The sequence below is a fragment of the Bacillus luti genome (genome assembly GCF_001884105.1).
Classification (GTDB): domain Bacteria; phylum Bacillota; class Bacilli; order Bacillales; family Bacillaceae_G; genus Bacillus_A; species Bacillus_A luti.
Genome location: NZ_MACI01000014.1, coordinates 1 through 16,641, shown reverse-complemented (window position 1 = coordinate 16,641; position 16,641 = coordinate 1). Strand labels below are relative to the sequence as shown.

Annotated in this window: 14 protein-coding genes and 1 pseudogene; 7 read left to right on the top strand and 8 right to left on the bottom strand. The window is 36.6% G+C overall.

Features of this window, described 5'->3' with window-relative positions; translation table 11 throughout:
- Window positions 1-60 precede the first annotated feature (60 nt).
- Window positions 61-696, top strand: a complete 636-nt coding sequence (locus BAQ48_RS03980; RefSeq protein ID WP_071710065.1) for a YigZ family protein — start codon at window positions 61-63, stop codon at window positions 694-696.
- A gap of 74 nt (window positions 697-770) precedes the next feature.
- Window positions 771-1,898: an LCP family protein gene (locus tag BAQ48_RS03975; RefSeq protein WP_071710064.1), complete on the top strand. Its 1,128-nt coding sequence runs from the start codon at window positions 771-773 to the stop codon at window positions 1,896-1,898.
- Between the two features lie 40 nt (window positions 1,899-1,938).
- On the opposite strand, the gene wecB is transcribed toward BAQ48_RS03975, so the two are convergent.
- Window positions 1,939-3,054, bottom strand: a complete 1,116-nt coding sequence (wecB, locus tag BAQ48_RS03970; RefSeq protein ID WP_000140118.1) for a non-hydrolyzing UDP-N-acetylglucosamine 2-epimerase — start codon at window positions 3,052-3,054, stop codon at window positions 1,939-1,941.
- 74 nt (window positions 3,055-3,128) lie between these two features.
- Complete coding sequence (locus tag BAQ48_RS03965) at window positions 3,129-4,499, bottom strand: UDP-glucose dehydrogenase family protein (RefSeq protein WP_116758464.1); 1,371 nt, start codon at window positions 4,497-4,499, stop codon at window positions 3,129-3,131.
- A gap of 536 nt (window positions 4,500-5,035) precedes the next feature.
- Here BAQ48_RS03965 and BAQ48_RS03960 point away from each other — a divergent pair.
- The 3 genes from BAQ48_RS03960 (at window position 5,036) to BAQ48_RS03950 (ending at window position 9,835) form a co-directional block, all read left to right on the top strand.
- Window positions 5,036-6,109 (top strand): glycosyltransferase family 4 protein, encoded by a 1,074-nt coding sequence (locus BAQ48_RS03960; RefSeq protein WP_071710063.1) that lies wholly within the window; start codon window positions 5,036-5,038, stop codon window positions 6,107-6,109.
- Between the two features lie 208 nt (window positions 6,110-6,317).
- Window positions 6,318-7,055: a polysaccharide deacetylase family protein gene (locus BAQ48_RS03955; protein WP_071710062.1), complete on the top strand. Its 738-nt coding sequence runs from the start codon at window positions 6,318-6,320 to the stop codon at window positions 7,053-7,055.
- A 104-nt stretch (window positions 7,056-7,159) separates the two neighbouring features.
- Window positions 7,160-9,835, top strand: a complete 2,676-nt coding sequence (locus tag BAQ48_RS03950) for a sigma-54-dependent transcriptional regulator (RefSeq protein WP_071710061.1) — start codon at window positions 7,160-7,162, stop codon at window positions 9,833-9,835.
- Between the two features lie 94 nt (window positions 9,836-9,929).
- Here BAQ48_RS03950 and exsM read toward each other — a convergent pair whose 3' ends face one another.
- Complete coding sequence (gene exsM, locus BAQ48_RS03945) at window positions 9,930-10,343, bottom strand: exosporium regulatory protein ExsM (RefSeq protein ID WP_071710060.1); 414 nt, start codon at window positions 10,341-10,343, stop codon at window positions 9,930-9,932.
- A gap of 187 nt (window positions 10,344-10,530) precedes the next feature.
- Here exsM and BAQ48_RS03940 point away from each other — a divergent pair, with 187 nt between their 5' ends.
- Window positions 10,531-11,712 carry a chromate transporter gene (locus BAQ48_RS03940; RefSeq protein ID WP_071710059.1) on the top strand — a complete coding sequence of 394 codons (1,182 nt, stop codon included), beginning with the start codon at window positions 10,531-10,533 and terminating at the stop codon, window positions 11,710-11,712.
- Between the two features lie 40 nt (window positions 11,713-11,752).
- Here BAQ48_RS03940 and chbG read toward each other — a convergent pair whose 3' ends face one another.
- From chbG to BAQ48_RS03915, 5 genes are all read right to left on the bottom strand, one after another.
- Window positions 11,753-12,457 carry a chitin disaccharide deacetylase gene (gene chbG, locus BAQ48_RS03935; protein WP_071710058.1) on the bottom strand — a complete coding sequence of 235 codons (705 nt, stop codon included), beginning with the start codon at window positions 12,455-12,457 and terminating at the stop codon, window positions 11,753-11,755.
- 53 nt (window positions 12,458-12,510) lie between these two features.
- Entirely contained in the window at window positions 12,511-13,836 is a 1,326-nt protein-coding gene (celF, locus tag BAQ48_RS03930) for a 6-phospho-beta-glucosidase (protein ID WP_000145757.1), read from the bottom strand.
- A 3-nt stretch (window positions 13,837-13,839) separates the two neighbouring features.
- On the bottom strand, window positions 13,840-14,163 hold the full coding sequence (locus BAQ48_RS03925; RefSeq protein ID WP_000989050.1) for a PTS lactose/cellobiose transporter subunit IIA: 324 nt from the start codon (window positions 14,161-14,163) through the stop codon (window positions 13,840-13,842).
- A 182-nt stretch (window positions 14,164-14,345) separates the two neighbouring features.
- A complete protein-coding gene (gene celB / locus BAQ48_RS03920) occupies window positions 14,346-15,653 on the bottom strand; it encodes a PTS cellobiose transporter subunit IIC (RefSeq protein WP_071710057.1) in 1,308 nt (435 codons plus the stop codon).
- A 16-nt stretch (window positions 15,654-15,669) separates the two neighbouring features.
- Window positions 15,670-15,972 (bottom strand): PTS sugar transporter subunit IIB, encoded by a 303-nt coding sequence (locus tag BAQ48_RS03915; RefSeq protein ID WP_071710056.1) that lies wholly within the window; start codon window positions 15,970-15,972, stop codon window positions 15,670-15,672.
- 426 nt (window positions 15,973-16,398) lie between these two features.
- On the opposite strand from BAQ48_RS03915, the pseudogene BAQ48_RS03910 reads away from it, so the two are divergent.
- Window positions 16,399-16,641: pseudogene (locus BAQ48_RS03910) on the top strand (polyamine aminopropyltransferase); the annotation flags it as partial.

Sequence of the window (16,641 nt, the reverse complement as noted above, 5' to 3'; positions counted from 1 at the left end):
AAAACGCCCGCTTTTAAAATGTAAAGTACTAGTCATTTTGATAGATAGGGGCGTATACGAGTGCTATTACAATATTTAACAATCAAAGACTACGGCGAACATGAAATTGTCATTCAAAAATCAAGATTTATCTGTTACATTAGCCGAGCTACAACCGAAGAAGAAGCGCAAGAATTCATACAAAAAATAAAAAAACAAAACTGGAATGCAACACATAATTGTTCTGCGTATTTAATTGGCGAACAAGATCAAATCCAAAAAGCAAATGATGATGGCGAACCTAGCGGTACTGCTGGCGTACCTATGTTAGAGGTACTAAAAAAACGCGGTCTAAAAGATACCGTCGTTGTCGTTACACGCTATTTTGGCGGCATTAAACTTGGTGCAGGTGGATTAATCCGTGCATACGGAAAATGTACAAGCGAAGGTATTAATTATGTCGGTATTGTCGAGCGAAAACTCATGCGTGTTATGCAGACCGCAATTGATTACACATTACTTGGCAAGCTAGAAAACGAATTACGTAATTCGAAATATGCCATTAAAGATATACATTATCTAGAAAATGTCACATTTGATACGTATGTAGAAGAAGACGGAAAACAATTATTCACGGATTGGATGATTGAATTAACAAATGGGAAATGTACAATTACAGAAGGAGATATGTTGTACTTAGAACAAGATGTTATCTAAGTATAGCTAGCTTATCCCCTTCAAAGATTAACGTAGTGAATTACTTCTCTACAAATGAACTAAGGAGATTATATATGGAAGAACGTTATTATCATCTCCAAAATAGCAGAATAAAAAAGAAACGTAGAAGGAAGTTTTTCTACTTCCTTATTTTCGCATTTTTATTTGGCAGTGTAGGTCTTTATATATTAAATTCCTACTCTTCTCTCATGGGGATGTACAGTGGTTTTACTCGTGAAAAATCGGATTTGAGAACCGAAGATGTAGAAATTACAAAGGAACCTTTTACACTCCTTATTATGGGTATAGAAGATTATGCAACAGACGGTCAAAACGGTCGTACAGATTCATTAATGTTTGCGACAGTCAATCCGAAAACGCAAAAGATTTCGCTTATGAGTATCCCGCGTGACACTCGTGTTCCCATTGTCGGGAAAGATAAAGAGGACAAAATTAACGCTGCGCATGCTTACGGCGGAGAAAAAATGGCAATCAAAACTGTCGAAGGTTTTCTAAAAGTGCCTGTAGACCATTATCTTAAAATTGATTTCCAAGGCTTTAAAGGTATTGTTGATGCTGTTGGCGGTGTTACTGTTGATGTCCCCTTCGATTTTTGGGAGCGTTCAGACGTGGATTACTACAAAAAAATCCAATTTAAGCAAGGACAACAAGAATTAAATGGTGAAGAAGCACTCGCTTACGTTCGTATGCGAAAGCAAGATCCAAACGGCGATTATGGCCGTGCAACTAGACAAAGACAGTTACTAGCCGCTGTTGCTCAAAAGCTAAATTCGGCCTCTACTGTATTTAAAATTAAAGATTTAACGACTGTCGTTGGAAAATATATAAAAACTGACATTCCTATTTCAGATGGCCTTGCTCTTTACAATAAACTTTCTGGGTTCGATCCTTCTACCATACAAACGCTAAAGCTTGAAGGAGAAGACAAAAAAATAGGCGGTATTTATTACTTCCTTCCAGATCCAATCAGTGTAGAGACAACACGCAAGGAAATTGAAAAAGAACTCGGAGAAAAAGCAGCTACTTCAACAAATCCAACTACAAAAACTGGCTCAAACTCTGACTCGAATGCTAACTCTAATGAAAAACCAAAGAAAGACTCGAGTGAGAACAAAACACCAGTTGAGCCACCGCCTTCTACAAATGCTCATGCAGAGTGGATTATGAGAAATCAGCCATAACAAAAAGAGCCAAATCACATAAGATTTGGCTCTTTTTTATTTACTTATTGAAGTGTTGTAAAATCGCTTCTACAATACGTTCTGATGCACGGCCGTCACCGTAAGGGTTAGACGCTTTCGTCATCTTATCATGAGCTTCTTTATTTGATAACAACTCATCAGCAAGGTTAAAGATTGTCTCTTCGTCTGTTCCTGCTAATTTCAATGTACCCGCTTCAATTCCTTCTGGACGCTCCGTTGTATCACGAAGAACAAGAACTGGTACACCAAGTGATGGTGCTTCTTCTTGTACACCGCCAGAATCAGTTAACATTAAGTATGAACGAGCTGCAACGTTATGGAAATCAATTACGTCTAACGGCTCAATTAAATGAATGCGGTTATGTTCGCCTAAAATATCATTCGCTGTTTCACGAACAACAGGGTTCATATGAACAGGATACACAACTTGTACATCTTCATGCTTATCAACAAGACGCTTAATTGCACGGAACATATTACGCATTGGCTCACCTAAGTTTTCACGACGGTGAGCTGTCATAAGTACAAGACGATCATTTCCAAGCTTCTCTAGTACAGAATGACTATATGTTTCTTTTACAGTCGTTTTTAATGCATCAATTGCTGTATTTCCTGTTATGAAAATGCGTGACTCATCTTTATTTTCTTTCTGTAAGTTCGTTGCTGATTTTGCTGTCGGTGAGAAATGAAGATCCGCCATTACACCTGTTAATTGACGATTCATCTCTTCTGGATATGGAGAATATTTATCCCATGTACGAAGTCCTGCTTCCACATGACCTACTGGAATTTGATTATAAAAAGCAGCTAAGCTTGCAATAAATGTTGTCGTTGTATCACCATGTACAAGTACAATATCCGGCTTCGCTTCTTTCATCACTTTATCCAAACCTTCTAAACCGCGCGTTGTAATATCAATTAAAGTTTGACGATCTTTCATAATATTTAAATCGAAATCTGGCGTAATTCCAAAGATATTTAATACTTGATCTAACATTTGACGATGTTGTGCTGTTACAGTCACAATCGATTCAATTTTTTCTGGGTGTTTTTGCAACTCTAATACAAGAGGTGCCATTTTAATTGCTTCTGGACGTGTCCCGAAAATTGTCATTACTTTTAAACGTTCAGTCATTTTATTGCCTCTTTTCTTTCGCTAGTTACAACTTCTATTATGACATATAAGAATATACATGGATACATGCCTTTTTAACGAATAACAGAAACATTTCTATTACAAATACTCTTTCTGCCAATCGAGTAATAATCAATTGATTGCTTCTTGGCATCCTCATCAGTATAACAATTTCTTCCATCAAATAAAATAGGCTTTCTCATGAGTCGTGCGTACTTTTCTAACGGATAAGTTCGAATGGCTTCCCATTCTGTTACGATGAAGGCCGCACTTGCTCCTCTAATCGATTCATCTATACATTCACTATATTGTATAGTTTCCCCAAATATATTTTTTACATTTCGAGTCGCCTTCGGATCATACAAAACTACATCCGCACCTACATTAATTAATTCTTCTATTATAATAAGAGATGACGCTTCTCTAATATCATCCGTATTCGGCTTAAATGAAGCTCCCAGAACCGCAATCCGCTTCTTGTTCATATTTATGACTTTCTTCGCCTTTTCGATCAATAACAACTGTTGTTTATTATTCACTTCAATAACTGCTTTTAACAAGCGAAAATCATGTTCCACATTACCTGCAAGTTGCACAAGCGCTTTCGTATCTTTCGGAAAACACGATCCTCCGTAGCCGATGCCAGCATGTAAAAAGGATTCACCAATCCTCTTATCCATCCCCATTCCTTTTGCAACATCTAATACATTTGCGCCTACCCTCTCACATATATTTGAAATTTCATTAATAAAACTAATCTTCGTAGCTAAGAAAGCGTTCGACGCATATTTAATCATCTCTGCACTTTTAATATCAGTAACATACGTTTGTAAGTGTAGTTCACTATACAAACTCTCCACTCTTTGCGCTACTTCCTCATTATCTGCGCCAATTACAATACGATCCCCCTGAAAAAAATCGTAAACACCTGAACCTTCCCGTAGAAATTCTGGATTCGATACGATATGTAATTCATGCCGCCCCCTTAACTTCTCCTCAATCCATCCTTTCATAGCATCATTCGTCCCTACAGGAACCGTACTTTTCGTAACAACAATAATGTCGTTCGTCACATGTGTTCCAATATCATCACAAGCACTTTGAATATATGTTAAATCTGCTGTCCCATCTAATAAAGATGGCGTTCCAACTGCAATAAATATAAACGCTGCATCGTGAAACGCCTTTACTTTATTTGTTGTAAAAGTTAAGCGTCCCTTCTCACATGCGTCATGTATTAATTTTTGTAAGCCAGCTTCATAAATAGGTAGGTTCCCTCGTTTTATCTGTTCAATTTTTTCATCATTTATATCAAAACATGTAACTGAATGTCCCAACATTGCCAATCCTACACCTGTAATCAATCCAACATATCCGGTACCTATTATCGTAATTTTCATTTCCCTTTCGCACAGGAATATACAGTAGAAAATATACGAATACATAGAGTGCTCCCTGCGCTTCCCCCTCTCACATTAAAAATGAGAAAACTCTTTTACTCCTTTATTATATGAACTACTTTCTGCATTCTTTTTTAAGTTTTTGTAAAATTAAATGAAGCAATATAAAGTGAAACTTTAATTAGTGGGAGTTTTGTCCATCCTCCATTAATTAATAACTCCTACCAATCAGGCTTTTACAGGTAGCACACAAATAGCGGGATAAATTCCCACATTTTAACACGGAACTTACTCATTTCTACGTGCAACACTTATAATACTGAAATAAAAGTATTCACCACCTAAGAAAAATAGGAAATGTCATATTCCGAAGCCTGATACGAGCAACCTTCCCAAATGATCCAACATTCTGTATACAATTGTCATATATTCTATCTGCTTCCATTTATCGTAAAAAGAAAAAAAGATTGAATTCTAATCTTTTTGTGATACCATATGTTATGAGCCTGTAAATAAACATCATAATTTTCAGATAAATACATTAAAAAAATTACGTTAGACTATAAAAGGGTGGGGTATTAATGGACTCACAAGTGATTTATGCCATTTTGGCATCTTTCATCACTGTACTCGTCGTTACTCCTTTAGTTATTAAATTAGCTTTTAAAATAGGAGCAACAGATAAGCCAAACGCACGTAAAGTACACCAAAAAATTATGCCTCGTCTTGGCGGGTTAGCAATATTTATCGGTGTAGCTGTAGGATTTGTGGTCGGTGGCTTATATGAACAAAGAATGTTATCGATAACGTTAGGTGCAATCATCATTGTAATCATTGGTATTTTAGATGATATGTACGAGTTATCTGCAAAAGTAAAATTCGGTGGACAACTATTAGTTGCCATTATGATTGTAAAAAGTGGATTATTAGTGCAAGTATTATATATTCCAATTCTCGGGGATACTGAACTTGGATGGCTTGCTTATCCAATTACAGTATTTTGGATTGTAGGTATTACAAATGCAATCAACTTAATTGACGGCTTAGATGGATTATCTGCTGGTATTTCATCTATCGTACTGGCAACGCTAGCATATATGGCCTTCACTAGCCCATGGGGTACTGGAACAGCTATTATCTTGCCTCTAGCACTAATTACATTAGCAAGTACAATTGGATTTTTATTCTACAACTTCCATCCAGCAAAGATTTTCATGGGAGATACAGGAGCATTATTTTTAGGATACTGTATTTCTGTTATATCGTTACTTGGATTATACAAAAGCGTAACGTTATTCAGTTTTATCGTTCCAGTTATCATTTTAGGTGTACCTGTATTTGATACGACATTTGCAATCATTCGCCGTATCGTAAATAAAAAGCCTATTTCAGCACCAGATAAGTCGCATTTACATCACCGTTTGCTTGCAATGGGATTCTCTCATCGTAAAACGGTACTAATTATATACGCATTCGGTATTTTCTTTAGTGTAAATGCCATTATTTTCAGTAGTGCGACATTATGGTTATCCATTATTCTTCTTTTCGTTTTAATCTTCTTTACAGAAATTATTGCTGAAGTAATCGGTCTTGTGCACGAACGTTACAAACCAATTATTTCCTTCTATAAAAAAGTGAAAAAACGCGAAGACTAATTGTAGTATAACCTTTACAATTATGAAATATTCAAATAGCATCCTCTTTCTTTGAAGAGGATGCTATTTTTTATTTTTTTATCCCTCATTTTATATTTCCAAAATATAGTTTGTTTGAGAGTGCCTCTATTGGAGAAAGATATACATAATAAGAAATGGATTACATTTTCTTTTTTACATCTTGATTGTCAAACTGAGGGTGAATGTTATGATCAAGCGAGTATTTCTATGCATCATTTTATTTTTTACGGTTACTATGTACGCGTCATCTCATGCAGAAGCAACTATGGTTATTCCTGCTGAACTTCATCCAAATACTGAAACTACCTCTCCTACACAAAAAATCGCGTACTTAACATTTGATGACGGACCAAACAAATATACTACGCAAATTTTAAACATTTTAAAAGAAAAGAACGGAAAAGCAACTTTCTTTGTTATTGGAGGAAAGGTACCGCATTACAAAAAGACAATGCAGCGATTAATTAAAGACGGACATTATATCGGACTTCATAGCATGTCACACGATGTAAAACGCCTTTATACTGGCGATCCCTCTACTTTAATTACAGAAATGGAGCAAACACAAAACATTGTCCAGCAAATTACAAAGTTAAATACACATCTCGTTCGTGTCCCCTACGGTAGTATGCCGTACTTAAAAAAGAATTACCGTGACGCACTTGTATCAGCCGAGTATAAAATGTGGGATTGGACTATTGATACATATGACTGGAAAAGCTATGACAATCCTTCTGCCATACTAGAAAGAGTACGTAATCAGAGCGATGAACAAGTTGAAGTTATTTTAATGCACGATTCGAGTGTTACTGTACAAATACTTCCAAAAGTAATTGATTATTTACAGTCACAAGGATACAAACTTCTTCCCTATAATCCATCTTCTCATCTCGAAGTAAATTTCTGGAAAGACACAAGATTGTAACAGCTTTAGTGCTTATGTGCTAAAGCTGTTTTATTTTTCTCTTCCCACCCTTCCCATTTTTGTGTAAAATTTTAAATAGTGATGAAGTTTCGAGGTGAATAGAAATGAAACGAATAGATCTCATTTTTAACGCAATACAAGAAGGAAATTATACAGAAGGTGTAACCGCATCAGAACTCGCTACCCTGTTGCAACTAGATCGTGCCAATGTAAGTAGCGACTTAAACAAACTTGTAAAAGATACACGTTTATTAAAAACAAATACGCGCCCTGTTCGTTTTTATATAGAAACGAATACTTCGTTGGAAACGCATTCAAAAGATATCACTTCATTAGATACATTTGCAATTGAAAATACAAGCCTTAAAATCGCAATTGAAAAAGCGAAAGCTTCTATTCTCTATCCTCCAAACGGGATGCATACTTTACTGCTAGGAGAAACAGGGGTCGGAAAATCTATGTTCGCTTCTTTAATGCACGAATATGCAATTGAAGTTGAACAGCTTCCAAAAAATGCACCCTTTATCGTCTTTAACTGTGCTGATTATGCGAACAATCCACAGTTACTACTTGGACAGTTATTTGGGATTAAAAAAGGGGCTTACACGGGCGCAAGTGATCAAAAAGGATTAATTGAAAAAGCACATGAAGGGATTCTTTTCTTAGATGAAGTACATCGGCTCCCTCCAGAGGGACAAGAAATGCTTTTCACCTTTATTGACCGTGGGGTATACCGCCGCCTTGGAGAAACAGAAAACGAGCGGAAAGCACAAGTATTAATTATTACAGCAACGACAGAAGAACCAAATTCATTTTTATTAAAAACATTTACAAGACGTATACCGATGACTGTCACGCTTCCACCACTTCGTGAGCGTACACACAAAGAGCGCTTTGCTTTGCTACAACTATTTTTCACAAATGAAGCAATTCGCCTGAGAAAAGAAATTCATGTTAGTCCAAATGCAATGCGTGCTTTCGTCTTTTACAATTGTCCCAATAACATCGGTCAATTAAAAACGGATGTGCAAATTGCCTGTGCGAAAGCCTATTCTGATTTCGTAACAAAGAAACGTGACTCTGTCTATGTTTCAAGTACAGATTTACCTTGGTATATGAAAGAAGGACTGTTTATTGAAAGAAAGAGCCGCCATCTGTACCAAATACCGAATGAAACATTTGTGTTTACAAGTGATGAAGGCTGGAGTAACCATAAAACAGAAGATGAAAAACGTTCTTCGATTTACGATTATATTGATTATAAATATGAAGAACTTCAAGCACGTGGTATTGAAGAGGAAGAATTAGAACTACTAATAGAAAATGATATCCAAAGCTTTTTCGTACAATATTTTAACCAAATGTCCAAAAAAACCAGTCATGAAAATGTTTTTAAAATTGTGGATCGTAATATCGTTTCCGTATGTGAAAAAATCGCGGAACTTGCTGAAAAACATTTATCTAAGACGTTTGATGAAAAAGTATTTCTCGCTTTAAGCTTACATGTACAGACAACTCTACAACGTTTACAAGGCGGGAAACAAATTCATCACCCACAATTAAATCAAATTCGTACGAAGTATAAAGAAGCTTTTTCCGTAGCTATGCAATGTATCCAACTACTGGAGGAAGAATTACAAATAACAATGCCTATTGATGAAGCAGGTTTCTTAACAATGTTCTTCGTTGTTGATCCAATTCCTGCCTCACAAACAGAAGTAAAAGTATTAATATTGGCACACGGTAATGGCATCGCAACAGAAATGGCAAACGTTGCAAACGAACTTCTCGGTATTGAGGACGTAACCGGTATCGATATGCCGTTACATGAATCACCGAAAGATTTCTTAGAGCGTGTCAAAGTGTATATGAAAACACTGCAAAATGTAAACGGGCTGCTCCTACTCGTAGATATGGGATCACTCGCTTATATCGGTGACATATTAGAAACTGAGTTCAAAATTCCTGTACGTATTCTTTCTATGACAAGCACACCACACGTATTAGAAGCGGCACGGAAAGCTCAGCTCGGGTATTCATTAGATGCACTATACGAAACAGTAAAAAATTTAACACCGTTTTACTTAAACGTACAAGAAGAAAAGAAAAAGCCACTCTCTCCAATGAAATCTGTTATTTTAACAGCTTGTTTAACTGGGGAAGGAAGTGCTTTAGCAATTCAAAAAATGTTAGAGAACTATTTACGATTTGATAAAGACTTGATTGAAGTTATTCCGATTAGTATCGTCCATGAAAAAGATTTAACGAAAATGATTGAGAACATAAAAAAAGAGCGTAATATCATTTGTATTGTCACGAATTTCGATGTGCAAGTACCGTGCTTAACATATCATTTCCAAGACATTGTAAACTACACAGCCATTCAGCCAATTCAAGAATTGATTACGTATGAAGAAACATATGCAAAAATGGCTGACATTCTTGAACAACAAATGCAACGTAACGACGGGGCATTACTCATTAAAACAATTCGTTACGCATTAAATACAATTCAAGAATTAATTTCCTTACAGCTAACCCCAGATAGCTTAATGGGTGTAATTCTTCATATGAGCTGTATGGTTGACCGTCTTCAAAAAGGGGAAAGTCTCCTCCCTCATCCTGACAAAGAAAAACGACGACAAGATGAGTACTGGATGTATATGAAAGTGAAAAAAGCACTACAACCAATAGAAAATACATTTGAAATACAAATACCCGATGACGAAGTATTTTATATCATGGACTTCTTCATAAAAAATCAGCCTGTGAAAAGTTAAACTAGGTGATTTTCAAAATATATGAATTTACCGTCAATAAGCATCATCCTATCTAATTCGAAAAGGCTGTTCCTATTTGGAACAGCCTTTTCATTTACTTCTTTACTTTTCTAATCCGTCCTCTTATTTCTCCTCTTTTATGTGATTTCGTATGAACATTTACATATACATTTGCTTGAATGATTTCTTGAAGAAAGTGAACAAATGATTTCCCCTGTAAAGGCCCTTCGAAATCCTCCGCATTTATTACACCGGTAATACTCCCCTCATTCAAACTAATCCCCTGTTCTAGCGGACCGTACAAATATAAAACAATAGGACCTATTTGAGCGGACTTTCCTAAATGAATTTGACACGATGTGACCTTCTCTATATTTTTTAGTATGACTCTGTAATGCAATTTCGTTAAATCATCACTAAAAATAAACTCTGCTACCCCAAAAGCTTCTGTATTTACAGGAGGCACTTCCCTCTTCCCTGTTAACCTCGCAAAAAAGTGTGTTGTCATAAGGCATTCTCCTTATATAAATTTCCCAGCACTACTTCTACTACTTTATGGTTTATACATAATCATTTATGACTTTTTCAATTTTAATTTCAATGTAAAGATTCACACAATCTTTACATTGAAATCGTTTCTTTTACTTTACTACCTCTTGTATAATGCACATAGAAAAACATTATAGGGGGTTCCTTTGAAAAACAACAAATACACTTTTCACACATTATTAGAGATTTTTCTCGTCTCATTTCAATTAGGACTTACTTCATTTGGTGGTCCTGTCGCCCATCTTGGTTATTTCCATCACGAATACGTACAAAAACGAAAATGGATGGATGAAAAGAGCTATGGTGATTTAGTCGCACTATGTCAATTCCTTCCTGGACCTGCCAGTAGCCAAGTCGGCATGGGAGTTGGTTTATTAAGAGGTGGGTTATTAGGAGCTATTATTTCATGGATTGGATTCACTTTACCGTCTGTGCTTGTTTTAGTTTTCTTCGCCTCATTCCTTAATCAGTTCGATCTTGGAAGTGCTGGCTGGATTCATGGACTAAAACTTGTAGCAGTCGCTATTGTCGCTCATGCAATATGGGGAATGGCGCAAAAATTAACGCCAGACCGAAATCGTGCGACGATTGCTATTATTACTGCCGCAATCGCCTTACTATGGCCAAATAGCTGGACACAAGTCATTCTCATTATAGTATCTGGCTTTATCGGCTGGTTTTTATACCGCAACCAACCAATTAGCCAATCTCAACATATAAAAGTACCTATTTCAAAAAAGATAGCAGTTTCTTGTCTCGTCTTATTCTTCGGACTATTACTACTGCTACCAATGTTAAGACCGTTCTCGTATTACATCGCTTTATTTGATAGTTTCTATCGCTCTGGCGCACTTGTATTTGGAGGCGGACACGTCGTGCTACCCCTTCTTGAAGGTGAGTTTGTACAAAATGGAATGATGACGAAAGAGCAGTTCCTAGCTGGATACGGATTAACACAAGCAGTACCAGGACCACTATTTACATTCGCCTCTTATATAGGGGCAGTGTTAAACGGGACACCCGGGGCCATACTCGCAACAATCGCTATCTTTCTTCCTGCCTTCTTGCTTGTTATCGGTGTTTTACCATTTTGGGACAGTGTGAGAAAAATATCTTACATACAAGGCGCACTACTTGGAGTCAATGCAGCCGTTGTCGGTATTTTACTAGCAGCATTTTACGATCCGATTTGGACGAGTACAATTATGAATTCTGTAGATTTTGTCTTTGCTTCTCTTCTATTTTGCTTACTAGCTTTTTGGAAAACACCACCTTGGGTTATCGTTATAATCGGGGCCTTCGGCGGATATATTTTATCCATTGTGTAAGCACAAAAAAACGACGGCATTATGTAGCCGTCGTTTTCTATTAAAACTTCACAAGCTCTATTCCTTCAGGTAACTTACTCTCTGTTAAAATACGTAATTCCTTCACTCGATCCATTACGTAAGAAGAACGTTTCACAAGCTCTGGATCAATATAAGCTGGATGAACCATAATTTCTACCGATTGCCCGTCTTGTACGCGTGCTCCTAACTTCTCAAAATAGTCTTCCGTCACACCATCCGCATAAAAATCACTGTAAAACACATCAGAAAATGGGTGCACCGCTCTCTCTTCCTCACAACGACGAATCGGAACATTATATTTAGCCGCTAATCTCTCAAGAACATCGTGTAAGATTGGTAAACCATGCACATGATGATGACTATCTAAATGAGTCGGTATTAATCCGTAAGATAAAAACTTCTCAATTTGGGCAGTCCATTCTCTTTCAACTTCTTCTGGATTTATATTCCCTTCCCTTACGACACTTTGTTTATGAAACGCTCCATCTGCCCCTACAAGTGATGGTACATTCTTTAAAAGTGGTTCTCCTGCCGTTAATACGAGGTGTACGCCTACTCCCAGCGTTTTATACTCTTTCGCTAAGTGTACCGCATGCTCTGTCCCTGGCATATTCATCATCATCGTCGTTGAATTTACAAGTCCATTTATATGTCCATCAATAATGCCGTAATTTGTACCTTCTGTAAGCCCGAAATCATCTGCATTTACGATTAATTGAATCACTTAAATCCCTCCTACTAATATAAGAAAAAAAGCGGGCTAAATAGCGCCGCTTTTTACTTCTCTACCTTTTTGAAGAATTGTGGAAGATATTCTTTATGTGCTTCCAACATTTCATCTAAAATTTGTTTTGCAACTTTATCTGATGGTACAAGTGGATTAATTGTCATAGCAAGCAGCGCCTTATGATAATCACCTGTAACAGCAGCTTCAATTGTTGTGCGCTCAAATGATTTAATTTGTTGTACTAAACCGCGAACTGGTACTGGAAGATCTCCGACCGCAATTGGTTTTGGACCTTCTTTCGTAATAATACAGTTCACTTCAACAGCAGAATCATGTGGTAAGCTTGCAATTGTTCCGTTGTTTCGTGTATTAACAGGCTGGATATCACCTTTATTATTGTAAATAGATGTAATTAAGCTACATGCTGCATCACTATAATAAGCGCCTCCACGTTTTTCTAATTGTGGTGGTTTAATATCTAAGTTCGGGTCTTTATATAACTCGAATAAATCATCTTCTAATTGTTTTACTACTTCTGCACGTGTACCTTTTTCAACCGAAGCTTCTTTCTCTTCTTCTAACATTTCACGTGTTTTGTAGTAGTAACGGTGGTATGGGCATGGAATTGCACGAAGGCCGCGAATAAAGTCTGGCTCCCAGTTAAGCGCTGCAATATTTTCCATCGTAATTTGCTTTTCCGGATCTGTTACAAGCTCTAACACACGATCCATTACACTTACGCCATCTAAATATACGTCTAATCCGTATACCATGTGATTTAAACCTGCAAAATCAACGTGGACACGACTTGCATCTACTTCCAGTAATCTTGCAAGACCCATGCGAATTCCAATTGGAACGTTACATAGACCAACTACTCTTTGAATATTTGTATAACGAAGAACCGCTTCTGTTACCATACCTGCTGGGTTCGCAAAGTTAATTAACCATGCATTCGGACAAAGCTCCTCCATATCCTTACAAATATCTAAAATAACAGGAATCGTTCTCAGTGCTTTGAATAAACCACCAGGACCATTCGTTTCCTGACCGATTACATCATATTTTAACGGAATTGCTTCATCTTTTGCACGTGCTTCTAATAAACCAACGCGAAGCTGCGTTGTTACGAAGTCAGCATCCTTCAATGCCTCTCGGCGATCAAGCGTTAAATGTACCTCAATTGGTAAACCTGATTTTTTCACCATACGTTTCGCTAAGTTACCAACGATTTCTAACTTTTCTTTTCCTGCCTCAATATCTACTAACCAAATTTCACGAACAGGAAGCTCATCATAACGTTTAATAAATCCTTCAATTAACTCTGGTGTATAACTAGATCCACCGCCGATTGTAGCAATTTTAATTCCAGTCATGCTTTATTCCCCTTTCGCTTCTAACTTTTTATAAAGGTCAATAAATTCTGCTGCTAATTCTTTTACTGTAATCGCATTCATTAAATGATCTTGTGCGTGAATTAAAAGAACACTAATCTCTGTTTTTTCTCCTCTTGCTTCTGATTGTATGAGCTCTGTTTGGAAATGATGCGCTTCATTAATCGCTTCTTTCGCCTTTACCATCGCTTCATCAGCCTCTGCCATTTTCCCCTGTTTGGCAAATTGAAGTGCCTCCATTGCAAAGCTTCGTGCATTACCACTATTTAAAATCAATTGGAATGGAATTTGTTCTGCTGTAGTCATCATAATTACCGCCCTCTCTATTATGGTTCAACCGATTTAAATACCCCTTCAGTTTGAACATCTCTATTAAAGTATTAATTTATTAATGATAGTTTGGTGTTCTTATAGATGTATTTCATCTTTTTGAACATGATATAAAGGTAATTGTTCTGACGAGCTATAAAAACTCGTCAGAATAATACTTTTTAAAGTGATACTGAATTGTCGCTTCCTTTTGTTTCAGCTTTTGCAGCTTGTACATACGTACGGTCACACATTAATACGAATGGATAGTAAATTACTACTGCAATCGCAAAGTTTACTACTTGTAATGCTGCACCAGCGATGCTTCCGCCTGCTACAAGATACCCACTAAAGATTGGTGGCATTGTCCATGGAACTAAAGCAACTGTTTTTGGCACCCATCCTAAAGAAATTGCTGTATAAGAAGTAATTACTAATACAACTGGTGTAAGTACGAATGGAATGATTAACGCTGGGTTTAATACAATTGGTGTACCGAAAATAACTGGTTCGTTAATGTTAAAGAAACCAGGACCGATAGATACACGGCCTACACCACGAAGCTGTGCACTTTTTGCAACAAGCATTACCGCTACTAGGAATGCTAATGTTGCACCTGATCCACCGATATATACATATACATCAAAGAAAGGTTTTGTGAAAATATGCGGTACGTCATATGCAGACATACCATCGTTAAATAATTTAATATTTTTTTCTAATGCTGGTAAATAAATCGGGTCAATAATACCACCAACGATATTAGGACCATGTAATCCGAAGAACCATAATACGTGAATAAGTAACGCTACAATAATTGCACTTGGTAATGTACCTGCTAAACCTTGTAATGGTACTTGAATTGTTTCAAATACGATTTTATGAATACTTGTTCCTGCTAATTTCACTGCTAATTGAATACTTGCTGTTACGATTAAAATAACGAATGCTGGAACTAACGCTGCGAATGATTTCATTACTGCTGGTGGAACACCATCTGGCATTTTAATTGTAATATCCCTTTGAACAAAGAACCTAAATACCTCTGTTACAAGAAGAGCTACAATGATAGAAACGAATAAACCTTGTGATCCTGTCCATGCTAAATCAATACCGCCTTCTTTTGGCGTTGTCGGAGAAATAATAATTAAGGCACCGAATGTAATAATTGCTGCTGACAACGCGTCAACGCCGTAAGATTTCGCTAAATTATAACTTATCCCTACTGCAACTATGAGGGCCAGTATAGCGAAGGAACCTGCCCACATACCACCGCCGATATCTTTCCAAACGTCCCCGAATGCACCTTTCATAAGTTTTTGGAATGCATCCACTGGTAAGTTATTAACAAGTATTGCAAATGATCCAACTAAGATAAGAGGCATAACTGCGATAAATCCATCACGGATCGCAACTAAGTGACGCTGCGACCCAATTCTACCTGCGACTGGAACTAAATACTTCTCCATAAATGCAATAAACTTTTGCATTTCGCTTCCCCCCTAATTATTTTTTAAGTGTTAATGCGTGATCTAAAACTGCTTCTCCATTCATCATGCCGTAGTGCATTGGATTAATAACATCGATTCCAATGTTTTTCTCATCAGCAAGCGTTTTCATTGAAGAAAGCATGTAACGAACTTGTGGTCCTAGTAATAATACATCTGCTTGATCGATATTGTTTTTTACTGCATCCCCAGATACAGCCCAAATCTTTCCTTCTAGACCGCGAGCTTTTGCAGCCGCTTCCATTTTTGTAACTAGTAAACTTGTAGACATCCCTGCTGAGCAACATAATAAAATATTCATTTGAAAATCCCCCTTGTGTAGTATAAAAAATTTATGTTATTTATTTTTCTTTACGCTATTTATTAATGCAAGTAGCGTGCCAACTTTTCAAAACCGCTAAAATCAACACTTTTTTGAGCTTTTTCTTTGTGTGTTAACGCTTTCAATTAGTGTGTCCCTCGAAAAACACACAGTGTGTTATAAAACAACACGCTTTTAACACATAACTGTATGAAAATAGATTAGTGTTTAGTTGTCTAGTTGTATTTAAAACAAAAAAACACTATTTTTTTTTAAAACATGAAAATATAATAACGAAAAATATAATATTTCGAATCAAATCAAAAACAAATACCTATTCAAGATACTCGTCTAACTATTGTCCAGTCAAACTCTATTAAATTACATAGAATAGAATAAAATAAAGTATTTTGAAAGGGGATTCCCATGCCAAAGCATAGAAAAAAGAATAGAATGAAGATTTATAGAATACAGTTTCAAAATAAAAGTTATAAACAGGAAGAGGATTCTGAATTAAATGCAGACTCGCATGAACTAGACACACAGGACAAGCAAGACAAACAAGACAAACAAGACAAACAGGACAAACAAGACAAGCAAGACAAACAAGACAAACAAGACAAACAAGACAAACAAGACAAACAAGACAAACAAGACAAACAAGACAAA

Excerpts from the sequence above, each read along its gene's own strand:
- BAQ48_RS03975 (WP_071710064.1), top strand. The coding sequence starts at position 771 with ATGGAAGAACGTTATTATCATCTCCAAAATAGCAGAATAAAAAAGAAA.
- wecB (WP_000140118.1), bottom strand. The coding sequence starts at position 3,054 with ATGACTGAACGTTTAAAAGTAATGACAATTTTCGGGACACGTCCAGAA.
- BAQ48_RS03965 (WP_116758464.1), bottom strand. The coding sequence starts at position 4,499 with ATGTATTCGTATATTTTCTACTGTATATTCCTGTGCGAAAGGGAAATG.
- BAQ48_RS03960 (WP_071710063.1), top strand. The coding sequence starts at position 5,036 with ATGGACTCACAAGTGATTTATGCCATTTTGGCATCTTTCATCACTGTA.
- BAQ48_RS03955 (WP_071710062.1), top strand. The coding sequence starts at position 6,318 with ATGATCAAGCGAGTATTTCTATGCATCATTTTATTTTTTACGGTTACT.
- BAQ48_RS03950 (WP_071710061.1), top strand. The coding sequence starts at position 7,160 with ATGAAACGAATAGATCTCATTTTTAACGCAATACAAGAAGGAAATTAT.
- exsM (WP_071710060.1), bottom strand. The coding sequence starts at position 10,343 with ATGACAACACACTTTTTTGCGAGGTTAACAGGGAAGAGGGAAGTGCCT.
- celF (WP_000145757.1), bottom strand. The coding sequence starts at position 13,836 with ATGACTGGAATTAAAATTGCTACAATCGGCGGTGGATCTAGTTATACA.
- BAQ48_RS03925 (WP_000989050.1), bottom strand. The coding sequence starts at position 14,163 with ATGATGACTACAGCAGAACAAATTCCATTCCAATTGATTTTAAATAGT.
- celB (WP_071710057.1), bottom strand. The coding sequence starts at position 15,653 with ATGCAAAAGTTTATTGCATTTATGGAGAAGTATTTAGTTCCAGTCGCA.
- BAQ48_RS03915 (WP_071710056.1), bottom strand. The coding sequence starts at position 15,972 with ATGAATATTTTATTATGTTGCTCAGCAGGGATGTCTACAAGTTTACTA.